The sequence below is a fragment of the Paenibacillus durus genome (genome assembly GCF_000756615.1).
GTDB lineage: Bacteria > Bacillota > Bacilli > Paenibacillales > Paenibacillaceae > Paenibacillus_AQ > Paenibacillus_AQ durus.
Genome location: NZ_CP009288.1, coordinates 1,085,142 through 1,098,855 on the forward strand (window position 1 = coordinate 1,085,142; position 13,714 = coordinate 1,098,855).

The 13,714-nt window shown below is 49.7% G+C and carries 10 protein-coding genes; 4 read left to right on the forward strand and 6 right to left on the reverse strand.

Features of this window, described 5'->3' with window-relative positions; translation table 11 throughout:
* Positions 1 to 5 precede the first annotated feature (5 nt).
* Positions 6 to 1,427, forward strand: coding sequence for an NAD-dependent malic enzyme (locus tag PDUR_RS05000; RefSeq protein WP_042205344.1), 1,422 nt, complete (start codon positions 6 to 8; stop codon positions 1,425 to 1,427).
* A gap of 357 nt (positions 1,428 to 1,784) precedes the next feature.
* Here the strand turns inward: PDUR_RS05000 and PDUR_RS05010 are convergent, their stop codons facing one another.
* Complete coding sequence (locus tag PDUR_RS05010; RefSeq protein WP_042205347.1) at positions 1,785 to 3,368, reverse strand: acetate--CoA ligase; 1,584 nt, start codon at positions 3,366 to 3,368, stop codon at positions 1,785 to 1,787.
* 272 nt (positions 3,369 to 3,640) lie between these two features.
* Between PDUR_RS05010 and PDUR_RS05015 the strand changes: the two genes are divergently transcribed.
* The 3 genes from PDUR_RS05015 to PDUR_RS30035 all read left to right on the forward strand — a co-directional run bounded on the left by PDUR_RS05015 (position 3,641) and on the right by PDUR_RS30035 (position 6,889).
* Entirely contained in the window at positions 3,641 to 5,599 is a 1,959-nt protein-coding gene (locus PDUR_RS05015) for an asparagine synthase-related protein (RefSeq protein WP_042205348.1), read from the forward strand.
* A gap of 37 nt (positions 5,600 to 5,636) precedes the next feature.
* Complete coding sequence (locus PDUR_RS05020; protein ID WP_042205349.1) at positions 5,637 to 6,566, forward strand: phosphoenolpyruvate carboxykinase (ATP); 930 nt, start codon at positions 5,637 to 5,639, stop codon at positions 6,564 to 6,566.
* A gap of 188 nt (positions 6,567 to 6,754) precedes the next feature.
* Complete coding sequence (locus PDUR_RS30035; protein ID WP_269079200.1) at positions 6,755 to 6,889, forward strand: hypothetical protein; 135 nt, start codon at positions 6,755 to 6,757, stop codon at positions 6,887 to 6,889.
* 77 nt (positions 6,890 to 6,966) lie between these two features.
* Here the strand turns inward: PDUR_RS30035 and PDUR_RS05025 are convergent, their stop codons facing one another.
* From PDUR_RS05025 to PDUR_RS05045, 5 genes are all read right to left on the reverse strand, one after another.
* Positions 6,967 to 8,664, reverse strand: coding sequence for an ABC transporter ATP-binding protein (locus PDUR_RS05025; RefSeq protein WP_052410064.1), 1,698 nt, complete (start codon positions 8,662 to 8,664; stop codon positions 6,967 to 6,969).
* A gap of 233 nt (positions 8,665 to 8,897) precedes the next feature.
* Positions 8,898 to 10,001: an IS200/IS605 family element RNA-guided endonuclease TnpB gene (gene tnpB / locus PDUR_RS05030; protein ID WP_042205350.1), complete on the reverse strand. Its 1,104-nt coding sequence runs from the start codon at positions 9,999 to 10,001 to the stop codon at positions 8,898 to 8,900.
* Between the two features lie 6 nt (positions 10,002 to 10,007).
* The gene (gene tnpA, locus PDUR_RS05035) at positions 10,008 to 10,409 is read right to left on the reverse strand and encodes an IS200/IS605 family transposase (protein ID WP_042205351.1); all 402 of its coding nucleotides are present in this window, start codon (positions 10,407 to 10,409) and stop codon (positions 10,008 to 10,010) included.
* A gap of 274 nt (positions 10,410 to 10,683) precedes the next feature.
* Positions 10,684 to 12,048 carry a nitrogenase component 1 gene (locus PDUR_RS05040; protein WP_042205352.1) on the reverse strand — a complete coding sequence of 455 codons (1,365 nt, stop codon included), beginning with the start codon at positions 12,046 to 12,048 and terminating at the stop codon, positions 10,684 to 10,686.
* Positions 12,049 to 12,079: 31 nt separating this feature from the next.
* A complete protein-coding gene (locus tag PDUR_RS05045) occupies positions 12,080 to 13,603 on the reverse strand; it encodes a nitrogenase component 1 (protein ID WP_042205353.1) in 1,524 nt (507 codons plus the stop codon).
* Positions 13,604 to 13,714: the final 111 nt, after the last annotated feature.

Sequence of the window (13,714 nt, forward strand, 5' to 3'; positions counted from 1 at the left end):
TTAGTATGACTATTGCAACAACGATGATTATCCGGCTGGATATCGAGAAATCGGTCGCTTCTTTCGGAGATGTTGCTTCCGGCATTGCCGTAGCGGGCGGGGATATTGTCGCCATAGACGTTATCCGCGCGGGCAGGGAGATAACGACCCGGGATATTACGGTGAATGTGCTGGACGCCGGCAATGAGGATATTATCCGCGTATTGTCGGATATGCCGGGAATTAAAGTGGTCAATGTATCCGACCGGACGTTCCTGGCCCATCTTGGCGGCAAAATCGAGGTTATCCCGAAGATGCCGATCAAAAACCGCGAGGATTTATCCCAGGTCTACACGCCCGGGGTGGCGCGTGTAAGTATGGCTATCGCGGAAGATAATTCGAAAGCGTATACATTAACGATGAAACGCAATACGGTTGCGGTTGTTACCGATGGGACAGCTGTGCTGGGCCTGGGGGACATCGGACCGGAAGCCGCCATGCCGGTAATGGAAGGCAAAGCGATGCTGTTCAAGCAGTTGGCCGGAATCGACGCTTTCCCGCTGTGTCTCGATACGAAAGATCCGGATGAGATCATTAGAATCGTCAAGGCGGTCTCGCCCGGCTTTGGCGGCATTAATCTGGAGGATATCTCCTCGCCGCGCTGCTTCGACATCGAACGGAAGCTTGCGGAGGAGCTTGATATTCCCGTATTCCATGACGATCAGCACGGTACGGCGGTCGTTGCTTTGGCAGGATTATTGAATGCGCTTACAGTTGTTGGCAAGACACTGAAGACGGCCAAAATCGTCGTCGCCGGCATCGGCGCGGCGGGAGTTTCCATCTGCAATCTGCTGCTGGCTGCAGGCGCCGGGCATGTGTGCGCGGTTGACAAGGAAGGTATTCTTTGCAAGGGTGTGCCCTACACCAACGAGGAATGGCGGAAGCTTGCCTTCTCTACCAATCCCGAGGGTATTCAGGGGCTGCTGGGAGAAGCGGTAAAGGGGGCGGATGTGTTCATTGGAGTTGCCGGAGGCGGTATCCTGAACGTCGAGCATGTCCAAAGTATGGCTCAGGACAGCATCGTCTTCGCGATGGCGAATCCCATTCCGGAAATCCAGCCGGAGCTGGCAGAGCCGCATGTGCGTGTACTGGCGACGGGCAGAAGCGATTATCCGAACCAGATCAATAATGTGCTGTGCTTTCCCGGCTTGTTCCGGGGGGCTCTCGACTGCAGGGCCAGAACCGTCAATCTGGAGATGAAGCTGGCGGCGGCCCATGCGATCGCGGCGGTGGTTCAGCCGGATGAAATCAACGAGCTGTACATTATCCCGAGTATTTTCAATGAGAAAGTGGTAGAGCACGTGCGAGGCGCGGTTATCGAGGCGGCGATCCGAACCGGCTCGGCGCGCAGAATACCTCCGGATTTTACGGGGTGGCAGGAGAAATGAGGAACGGTCAGCTTTTTCATTTACAGAATTAACCACAACGGGTACACTTAATGAAAATTGCTTACGCAAAGGAGATGAAGATCCCTTGCATCAACCAGGTGTATTTTATGGAGGAGGGTTTGTCCTTTTAACTTTTGTTGGGTGGCTTATATCCATTGGATTGGGGATCTATGCGTTTGTTCTGTTCGTTAAACTTGCCCGCAGAGGAATCGAAGCCTTGGATTTGTATATATACGCTAAAAACCGGGAGATACGCGATCGTTATGAATCCGTTAATCCGAGGGAATAACATGGATAGCCCCGCCAGGCCTGATGCCTGACGGGGCTGTTGGTTTAAGAATTGAAATCGACCGGACCTTATGCTTTAGCCGCAAACTCCCTCGCCCGCAGCTCGACGCGGCGGATCTTGCCCGAGCTTGTCTTCGGGAGGTCGGAGATGAACTCGATTTTGCGCGGGTATTTATAAGGGGCCGTAATTTTCTTGGTATGGGCCTGCAGCTCTTTCGCAAGTTCCGGTGAGCCGGTGATTCCGTCTTTGAGCACGACAAAAGCTTTGACCACATGGCCCCGAATTGCATCGGGACTGGCTACGACCGCGCATTCTTTAACCAGCGGATGCTTCATCAGGGCTTCCTCCACTTCGAAGGGCCCAATCGTATAGCCGGCGCTGATAATGATGTCATCGCCGCGTCCCTCAAACCAGAAATAGCCGTCCTCATCCTTGGCTGCCCGGTCGCCGGTAATAAAGTATTCGCCACGAATGCAGCCGGCTTTGCGTTCCGGATCTTTGTAATACGTCTGGAACAAGGCCGGCATGCCTACATGAACGGCAATATCGCCGACTTCACCCGGAGGAAGGGGAATGCCGTTCTCGTCCACGACATCGATCATCCCCTGAGCGGTTGCCCGGCCCATGGAGCCGACCCGGATCGGCGTATCCTTGAGCGTACCGATCAGCAGCGTGCTTTCCGTCTGACCGTAGCCGTCACGGATGGTAATATCGAAATGGCGGTTGAATTCGTTGATGACCTCCTGGTTCAGAGGCTCCCCGGCGGATACGGCGCAGCGCAGGCGGGAAAGATCATACCGGCCGAGTCCGTCAATTTTGGCCATAAGCCGGTATTCCGTTGGCGTACAGCACATGACCTGGATCTCCCGGTCCTGGATCAGCTGCAAATAGCGGTTGGGCTGAAAAGCGCCGTTATAGACAAAGCCGGTGGCGCCGTTGCCGAGCACGGACAGAAACGGACTCCATATCCATTTCTGCCAGCCGGGAGCGGCCGTTGCCCATACCGTGTCCGATTCATGAATGTCGAGCCACTGCGAAGTGATGCGCAGATGCGCATAACCCCATCCATGGCTGTGAACGACCGCCTTCGGATTGCCGGTGGTGCCGGAAGTGTAAGCGAGAATCGCCATATCGTCCCGGGTGGTGGGAGCCGCGGCCAATGTATCCGGCTGCCCTTCCATCAGCCCCTCCAGTGCCAGCCAGCCGGATTCGGCTTCCCCGCCTGCGGCGGAAACCGAGAGGAGGAGCTCGAGCGCGGGCAGGTCATCCGCGATTTTATTTACTTCTCCCGTAACCTCTGACCAGGATATGACCGCTCTGGCTTCGGAGTGGCGGAGCCGATAGTCGAGATCCTTCGCACGCAGCATTTCCGAAGAAGGAATGATGACGAGCCCAAGCTTCAAGCAGGCCAGATATATAACATAGGCGATGATTCGGCGCGGAACCATAACGAGAACCCGGTCGCCCTGACGCAGTCCCAGCCCCGCCAGGCCTCCGGCCAGCCGGTTGGCCCGCTTGATCAGCTCGCCGTACGTTATTTCCTCGTATTCCCCTTTATCGCTCAACCATTTAAGCGCAAGCTTGCCGGATGGATGGCGTTCCATCTCCGACGTCATATTGTAGCGTTCCGGGGCTATCCATTGCTCGTTCATCAACTAATCCATCTCCCATATATGAAAGGTAGTAGCAATTACGATGCTATTATAGCATGAACTATTAGTACCAGGTACTAATTAGTGTTACGAATATATTAACATTCCAATGTATGAAGGCGGCCGAAGCTCGTTTCGTAAGGCGGGATAAATGGGTACTCTCTTTTTGCGGGGAATGATAGTTTGTTCTTTATAAAGTACAACAAAGATGATAAATTAAATACATACTGCAATCTTCAGCTGCAAGGAGACGAAATTTCGGAGGGGACAGGATGGGTGCAATTAGCGGAGTATATAGGTTTGGAAGCGATGCGGATGCTGCCCCGGCCGGATCGGCTATTTTTAGAAAATTGAAAGTCTGTTCTTTTCAGCGCACAGGAGAATGGGCCGATCACTCCGTACATTTGGGCTGCGGAATTATTTATAACACGCCTGAGTCCAAAATGGAACAATTACCGCGCTGCAATGAGAATCAGACCCTGGCCATAACAGCGGACGCGATCATTGACAACCGTGCTGAATTGCTGGAGAAATTCAAGCTGGAACCCGGGGAATCACCCGTTATCACTGACAGTGAGCTTATTCTCCGGGCCTACGAGACGTGGGGATGTTCATGCCCTGAGCACTTGATTGGCGATTATGCTTTTGCCATTTGGGATGCTGGGAAAGAGGAGCTTTTTCTCGCCCGCGACGCTATGGGATCAAGGACGCTGTACTACACCTGTGAGCGTGATTTTGTTGCTTTCTGTACTATCGAAACTCCGTTATTGGAGCTGTTCGGTGAGCGGGCCGAGCTGAATGAGAAATGGATTGCGGACTTTCTGGCGATAGACGGAATTCAGCATGAATTGGAATGTGAGGAAACGGTATACCGGCGTATTTACCAGCTCCCGCCTGCGCATTATGGAATAGTAAGTGCCGAAGGTTTTTCCAAGAAGAAGTATTGGGAGCCGTTAAGGGACATCAAGCCGATCCGATTCAAGACAGATGATGAATATGTGGAAGCTTTCAACCGCTGCTTCTCCGAAGCGGTAGCCTGCCGGCTGAGAAGTGCGGGCGAGACAGGAATTTTCCTGAGCGGGGGGATGGATTCCGGATCGATTGCCTGTGTTGCGGCTCCCAAGCTGGCTGAACAGGGCAAGAAGCTGTACGGCTTCACATCCATTCCGGTTCCGGAGTTCAACGAACGGCCGCCCAGAATGACCATTTATAACGAATCCCGTGAAGTGGGGCTCATCGCCGAGGCGTATCCTAACATTGATATCACTTACAGCAGTTTTGCGGACAAAAATTGCTTAACCGATATCGACGAGCTGATTCGGATCTTTGAACAGCCGTATAAGATTTTTCAAAATATGACCTGGTATCATTCATTTTTAAAAATGGCCGCCTCAAGAAACTGTACCATTATGCTGAACGGACAGACAGGCAACAATACGATCTCGTATGGTAATTTCGCGGTTCATCTGGTAACGCTGTCCAGACAAGGGAGGATCGTCTCGGCCGCGCGGGAGCTCTATGGATTCAGCAGATTGGTGAATGAGCCGGTAACGAAGGTGCTGAGGAGTGCGATTCCGGTAGTGCTGCCGCACCGTTTGAAATTATGGAAGAACCGGACACGGCTGCGGGAGTTCGATCGTTTTACTAATGTGGTCGTCAAAAGATCGCTCGTTAACAAATGGAATGTAGCTAACAGGCTGGATCAGATTGAAGCCAATACGCCGATCGGCCGTTTTCCGGATTATGAAGAAGACAGGAAGGCTAGGACCAGTCCGCTGCCGTTCACGCACATAGGGGCTGTGGAAACCAAGCTGTCATTAGCCAATGGAATTACGATTCGCGACCCTTCCCGGGATAAACGCGTGTTTGAGTTCTGCATGGCGATTCCTTCCGGACAATTTGTACGAAGCGGCCAAGAACGGTATTTGCTGCGCAGGGCGATGGAGGGGGTACTCCCGGACCCGATCCGGCTGAACATTATTGCCAAAGGGCTTCAGAGCGCGGATTGGATATACAGGCTCGCCCCGATCTGGCCCGAGGTTCTGGCCGAAGTCGGGCAGGCTTTGGAACAAGGGAGCTTAGAGCCCTACGTAGAAGTCGATAAGCTAAAGGAGAAGCTTGCCAAGGCAAGCGGGGATGTGCGCAAGGCGGAGGACAGTCTGGTCAGATCCATTTTGACGGCCGTTATTTTCTCCAGATTCATCGAAGATTTCAAGCGGCGGTATTCATAACATTCGATAATATATCCATGGTCTGAGGTGGGGTAAAATGAGCGATTATGACTTCGAGTTTCGTTACAAAGCATTTGGGTTTAATATAGCGTCAAACTTTCTGCTTGAAGGCCTGCTCCCGGCGGAAGGGCCGCCTGAAGTGTATATCCAAGAGGGGAAAGTGCCTGTAGAGGTGCCCGGTCCACAAGATTCCCATGCGTATACGGTCCTTGAAGGCGACGGTTTTGCCTTTCGCGTTAAAGATATCGGCACGTTTCTGGTCTTGGGCGGCACGCATATCATCGCGGAGAAAAATGAAAGCTGCGAGCCGGAGGCTCATGTGCTGTTCATCCTTGGCACCTGTATGGGCGTACTCTTGATGCAGCGCGGCCTGCTTCCGGTTCATGGCAGCGCTCTGGCGCTGGAGGATAAGCATATTATCATCACCGGACAATCGGGCGCGGGCAAATCGACGCTGGCGGCGGCGCTGAACAGGCGAGGCTGTTCTTTTTTGGCGGATGATATTGCGGCACTCCAAGAAGATGAGAAGGGAGAATCGTGGATTGTTCCCTCGTTTCCAAGGCAGAAGCTGTGGCGGGATACGGCTGAGAAGATCTTTGGCAGCGTAAATTCCTTGAACCGAATTCCGGGTGTCCGGGACAAGTATCATGTGCAGATGGACGGGGAGTTTATTAAGGCTCCGAAAAGGCTGGACGCGCTCTTTGAACTGACAACGCATTCAGGTTCAGAAGTAGCAGTCTCCGAAATAAAAGGTCCGGAAAAATTGATGGTCATATTACGGAATATCTATCGTCCGGAGATTATCGAATTTATGGGAAAACAGAAAGAACACTTTATGCGCTGCTCCAGGCTTGCTTCAAGCCTACCTGTTTTTCATATCGAACGCCCTGAGTCAGGTTTTACAGTTGATGAACAAATCAAGGGCATAATTCATAGCTTGAAGCAGCTTTACCACCATAACAACTAATATTTTCAATATATTTTCGGATTTTTAATAGTTTTACGTGGAAAAAATGTTCGTAATAACGATCAAAATTCTTGATTTCAGGGAAAAAGTAGTGTATTCTAGATAAAAATATTGCTAATTTCCTTCACGGTAAACATGTTTTTTAAGGACAAGTGGCAATATTTTTACAATATCAGGAGGTGAAGTGCATGAGCAAGAAAGTTTGGGAAAAGCCGGAGGTAAAAGAGCTTAAAGTAAGCAGCACAGAGTATGGTAATCTCCTTAAAACCACACCTGATGCCAGTTACTCTGACGGTGTGCACACCTGGTATTCTTTCTCTTAAGACCGAAACAAAAAGAGACTTCGGACGGTTTTAAAAGTTTGAGGTCTCTTTTATTTATAAAGAAGAGCCTGCTACTCTCAGTGAGTAACAAGCTCTTTTTTTTGTTCGAGCAATTGGCCTTTGGACAAGCGGTAGATGTGGTCGCACACATCAAATACGGATAAACGGTGGGTGATGGCGATGCATGTTCGCGGGGGCTGTAAATTCCGGATATTTTGCAGGACAGTCCACTCCGTATCCATGTCAAGCGCAGATGTCGCTTCATCAAGAAGCAGGATCGGCGCCGGTCTCAGCAGCGCGCGGGCGATCGCGATTCGTTGGGCCTGGCCTTCGGATAAGCCGGAGCCGTGTTCGCCGATAACCGTATCAATGCCTTGGGGAAGCTTCTCGATAAAGCCCCGGGCGCAAGCGGCCTGGGTGGCTGCGTTGATCTCCTCCTCGGTAGCCGACGGATGACCGATCCGCAGATTGTCCGCAATTGTGCCGGAGAATAAAGTATTGCCCTGCGGAACATAGGAAAAATAAGACCTTGTATCAGCGGAAAGGCTGATCCGTTCATGATCTTTGCCGATAATGCAGACATCGCCGGTCTGGGGCTTGATTAACGCGAGCAGAAGCCGAAGCAGGGTTGTTTTGCCTTCGCCCGAGGTACCGATAAGAGCGATCAGCTCGCCGGGCTGAATGCGGAGAGAAACACCGGTAAGAATCGGCTTATTCGCCTCATAGCCGTATACCACATGCTCCATTTGCAGACCGGATATGCCGTCCCGAATGGCAGGAAGGCTCTCCCTCTTGTTCTCCGACTCCAATTTTTGAAAGACAATCAGCCGCTCAGCTGATGTAATCATAGCGATTAGAACGGGGAACGAACGGGCCAAACCTTCAAGCGGTCCCTGAATTTGTCCCACAAGCTGCAAAAAAGCGGTAAACATGCCAAAGCTGGCAGCTCCGATAGATATGCGGTATGCTCCCCAAATGAAAGCAAGAAAAAAACCGAGCCGGTATCCGATCCCCATAGTCAAATCTGCGGCAACATTAAACCGGGTGCGTTTAAGAATCCAGAACAGCCGGTTCGCTTGAGAGGCTTGCACCTTTTGCAGGCTGTCTTGTTCATGCTCGAAAGTCTTCACGATCAGCAGATTTTGGACGCATTCATGCAGCAGGGAACGATAGCGGCTTTCGGCGGCCTGAATCTGATGCTGCATCTTCTTCAGCCTGCTGCCTATATACCAGCTGATGAGAACGGATACAGGCCCAAGCAGAAAGGCGAACAGAGCCAGCGTCTTGTCAAAATACAGCAGAGTAATGAAGGCCGCCGCAAACTGGGCAATCAGGGAGATGATGCTTGGCAGGGTGTTGACCAAGCCGTCGGTGACATTGGCAACATCGTTGGTCAGATGCGTCAACAGATCGCCGCTGTGGTATTTTCCGGCCGCGCTCCACTCCGCTCTATACAGCCGGTCCATAAAGTTCCGCTGCAAATCATTGTTCATTGCCTCTCTCAGCTTCACGGTTCTCAGGGTTAGTATTGAAGAAAGTGCTAACTGAAGGATCAGAATCAGGGCAAAAGCAATCGCGTATATGCCGCTGACGCGCATGCTGTTCTGCACGGCGTGATCAATCACCTGCTTCGAGACAATGGCAAGAACGGCGCCGCTTAGTGAAATAATTACATTTAGAATAATGATAACGGACAGCGCGCCCCATTTTCCCGTCATACACTGTTTCAGCCAGCGGTAAATATCGGTGTTTAAGAGATGTCTTAGTTTTTTCATATGGAATGATCTCCAATCTGCCGGATTAATGAACAACTATTAGAGTGAGCAGGCAAGTCTGTAATGCGGGAGAGTTCGCTAGAAGAAACAACATCTGCTAGTTGGGGGTGTCTGTAGTCTTAAGGTGAGTCTTTGAACCTCTCATGACTAAAGTCACGAGATTCTTGGGTAGTCCCTTCAACGAAGAGAAATTTACCAAGCTAACCCTGTCGTTCCGACAGTTCGTGTAAGGATTACACAGCAAGAAGTCTTTTGCCTTCGGCAAGAATGTTCAGGCTTGCGTTAAAGTCTCGGTCGTGGTGCGCTCCACATTCTGGGCAGTCCCATTCACGCAACTTTAAGTCTTTTACATCTTTGTGCTTATAGCCACAGCAGGAGCATAGCTGCGAAGATGCGAATGTTTTACCCACAGCCACAACTATGCGACCATACCACTTCGCTTTGTACTCTAGCATGGAGCGAAACATCGACCAGGAAACCTCGCTAATTGCCTTGGCTAACTTATGATTCTTGACCATATTGGCTACCTGTAAATCTTCAATCGCAATGATGTCGTGGTTTTTGACAATATGCGTTGAAATCTTTTGCAAGTAGTCCGTACGAGCATTCGTGATTTTCTCGTGAATTCGCGCTACTTTGATGCGTTGCTTGTTCCAATTGCTGCTGCCTTTCATCATGCGTGAAAGTTTACGCTGTGCCCTTGCCAGTTTTTCTTCCAGTCTGCGAAAGAATCTAGGGTTGCCAACTACTACGCCATTGGATAAAATTACAAAATCTTTCAAGCCAACATCGATGCCAACTTCTTTGCCTGTTTTGGGCAATTCTTGGATGTTGGCTTCTACAAGCACAGATACAAAGTATTTGCCGCTTGGATGGCGTCTAATCGTAGCGTTCAGGATACGTCCTTCAACTTCACGGCTTTTAGCAAATTTCACAAGTCCAAGTTTAGGTAACTTGATCTGATTGTCTACAATTTCAATATTTCCATTCGTGTAGTTTGTTTGGTAAGACTGTACAGGATTCTTTTTACTCTTAAACTTAGGCGCATCGTTTTGTTTTTTGAAAAAGCGATGGTATGCGTCACTCAAATTCCTCAGTGCATTTTGTAAAGAGAATTTGTCCGGTTCTTTCAACCAGTCTATTTCTTGTTTTAGTTTTGTGAGTTCAGCAGAACATGCACCATAAGATAAGCCTTTTCCTGTTTCTTTATATGTGTCACTCCATAGGGCTAGAAAACGATTAAACACAAATCGAGCGCATCCAATCGTCTTGTTAATGAGTGTTGCTTGTTCTGGCGTGGGGTAAATGCGAAATTTGTAAGCTTTATTCACTACCATTGCTTTTCACTTCACTTTCTGATTTTGAATATACGTTCTTATCTGTGCTTCTGTATGTTCACTTACTGTTGCAACAAAATAAGAAGGATTCCAAAGATTGCCTCCCCACAATTTCTGTCTAATCTTTGGAAACTCTTTAAACAAAAGTCTTGCGGAAACACCTTTTAATGCTTTTATCATACCAGGTATCGAATGCTGTGGTGTACAATCCACTAAAAGATGAATGTGATCGGAGTCACTTTCAATTTCAGATATTGTGAAGTTGTTATCGGATGCAATCTGAACAAGAATTTCTTTTAGTCTTACGTCTATTTCTTCGACAAGAATCTTGTGTCGGTACTTTACGCACCATACGATGTGGTACTGAATGGCATAGACATAACCACGACCATGCTTTATTTCGGACATATCATCACCTCTGGCTACAGAATAACATATGTCAGTGTTATTTTTCTATAGAAACCTTGACACTAAAGGGATTGTTATAATAGTCACCTAAACATGTGTCGGATAGTTAACGTGGCATATGCCACGCCCTATCCGAAGTTTTCTAACTCACGACTGAAGTCACGAGTTTGCGAAAACTATGCATCAAAAAGGCGGTCCGGGGAGAAATCCCGGGCCGCCTCAGATTATCGACAACCCCCGCCTTTGTGAGACGTGGGCAGCGCCATGACGAGAGCTATGCGCTGGCGCTTATAGCGGCAGTGAATATTTTCTCAATAAGCTGCAGTGCGCCTCTGTATCCGATGTAGCTTTTGTTCAGAACCACTTCATAGGACGCCGGAAATCCGACCTCGACAATTTTGCCCTTCAGTTCCTTGGCCGTGTCTCTTTCCCATGTTGTTCCAAAAATAATCGGAGGCTTATGCCCGAAATCAGTCTCTCTCAATAATTTGCCGACGATATAGCCATCTTCAACAAAATCGACAGTGGTGGCGACATCATGAGCGAGCTGTTGATATTCTTGAGCGATGGCTTCTCTATATTTTTCCGGTGTATTATCGGTGATGATTTGTCTCTTGGGAATTAAGCCGAGCTGATTCACCAGAAACTTGTTTAAGGCCAGATTGTACGTACTGTCCCCGACTACGGCATAGGTTGCCGGCAGCCCCCACCAATATTCGGAGTAGAAATCATTGAAATGCTCCAGGTAATAATAGTATTCTTGTTCTTCCTGCTCGATAAAAGACTCGGCTGTTGCAGGGTCAATGCCCGCGTACTCAACGACCTGTCTAATAAATGCCGCTGTTTGCTGCGCACCGATCGGTAACACAGGGATGTGCAAATACGGCTGATTGTACTTTTGTTCCAGATGCTTGGCCGTTTTCAGCCCGAGCCATGGTGACACGACCAGATTAAACTGGGCATGGGGGATCGTCTTCCATTCCTCGACTCCGCCCGATTTACCGCCGAACAAAATATTGACTTTGAAACCGGCGCCCTCAAGAATTCGCTTCAGCTCGGACAGGTCCCCGCGCCAAAATGTATTCTGATACGGCAGTTCCGACCAGACATTAATCAGCCCTTTTTCCCTGTGGTCCTTGTTAAGCGTATATTTATCAACGTATTGATCAATGATGGCTGTTGTTATAATCTCATGGCCGACAAAGTTATTGCCCTTAAAGCCGCCGGTTTCAGCATACACAATGGGGACTCCCTGCTTCTGATATTTACTGACGACCGCTCCGACATCATCCCCGACCAATTCTCCGATGCACCCGTTCAGCACAACAAACAAGTCGCCCTCTATGATCTTAAGAGTGGATTTAATTAATTCGTCCAAGCGCTTCTCGCCGCCGAACACCACTTCTTTCTCACCGGCATTGACGCTTGGAGAGACTGAGCCTCCCGAATACCCGCTGCCCTGAAAGCCGTTGTAAAAGGCCAGGCTTGTGTATTGCTTGTCCATGCAGCCCGGTCCGCAGTGGCCGATGGGAACGGCGCCCGGAATGGATACGACGCTGTACAAGGCTCCAACGGCACAGCCGTAGCGCACTTGATTGATTGAATTGGTCTGCCCGTGCTCATTTTTGGTAACAGCCATGGTAGTTCTCCTTTTCTATGAAAATCATTGTTTACGCATCAATCAATTCCGGGTGCTTGGCGAGAATGTAGGGGTCTTTTTGTTCAAGCCACCACTGCTTGTAGGGGAGTTTTGCGTGCTTTTTCAGATCATCGTGAAATTTCTTATGGGCGAGAATGTTCAAAATAGCTTCACCCAGATTAACGATGCCTTCGTAGCCGATTGCGATATGTTCATCGCCCAGCGGGGCTGCGGGGATACCGAGCTTGGAAGCCAGCGGCGCGAGACCGTTATGTCTGATCAGGATAAAATCGGGCTTAACCTCCTGCAGCAAACCGTAAAATTGATACTGCTGCCTGTTGCTCACATTAAACGACGGGACCTCGCCGTAATGTTCAATCAGGTGCCCCAATGAATCCTCCCTGGCATCGCCGCTGTCATAAACGGGATCATGGTGGAACACCAGCGAGCCGTCTACCTGAATATCCAGCTCTCTCAATACTTGAATCAATCCGTGGGCGTAAGCGGAGCCTGTAGCTACGTATCCTTTTAAGCCCTGAAGCTTCTTTTTGAGCTCGGCGATCTTCGGTTTCACTCTGGCGTGTTCCTTCGCGATGTACTGCTCTACAAGCTCTTCCCGATGGGTGACTTTGCCGAGCTCGCGAAGCCATGCATCGGTTCCGGCGAAGCCGTAGGGCATCGGAGCTTTGACTTCGGGCACGCCAAATTCCTGCTCCAGCGCCGCCGCCATATACGAAGAGAGCGTATAGCAGAAGCCCACGGTTGCCGCCGCTTCAGACAATTGCTCAAGATCGGAGACGGAAGCCATATCCACAACATAATTGACTCTTAGATTAAACTCTTTAAACATAGGGGTAAAAATATCCGAACCCCAAAGACTGATGACATTGACGAGATCCTCTTGCTTTTTCGTGCTTTTTTTCACAATCTGTCGCAAAATGCCATGCTGGGTCGCGTCAAAGCCCGTACTCCAATGCTTCGACCGGAAGCCTTCGCAGAACAGGGGAATGACGGGAATCCCCAGCTCCTCTTGTTTCTTCCGTGCAACACTTTCAATATCTTCGCCAATGATCCCGGTAGGGCAAGAGGTTCCGATGAAAATGGCTTTGGGTGAATACCTTTCCCAAGCATCGTCAATGGATTGCTTGAGTTTGCCAAGCGCGCCAAACACCATATCCGTCTCCTGCAGGTTTGTATTGATAATTCGAATATTTTCGACTTTATGGCCTCTCATGGCCAATCCATTGCGGTAGATTGAATTGTAGGGAACTTGCCCGGCGCCGCAGCCGATAGGTGAATGCTGGATCAGAACGGCGTCTCTCACATTGCCTGCCTGACATTCAACCATTTGCTCACTGCACACCGAGCCTTGAGTGAATGGTCCTTTGGCTTCACACAGCCGGCATCCATCCTTATTTGTTTTACATCCGCTTCCTCTTTGCTGATAACTTGATTGCGTGTGCAGATCCGATGCTGTTCCATTCCAGGCGATGATGGTGCCGAGCCGCCGCTCGCGATTCTGAACTTCAGCCATCCGCAAATTGATCTTGCCCATTCTCTATCCATCCTCTCTTATCCTATTTGATCTCCGGTGATTTGTAATGGCAGCAGTCACAGCAATATTTCATACTAAATAGCTAGGAATTATATGCGATGACCAAAGTAT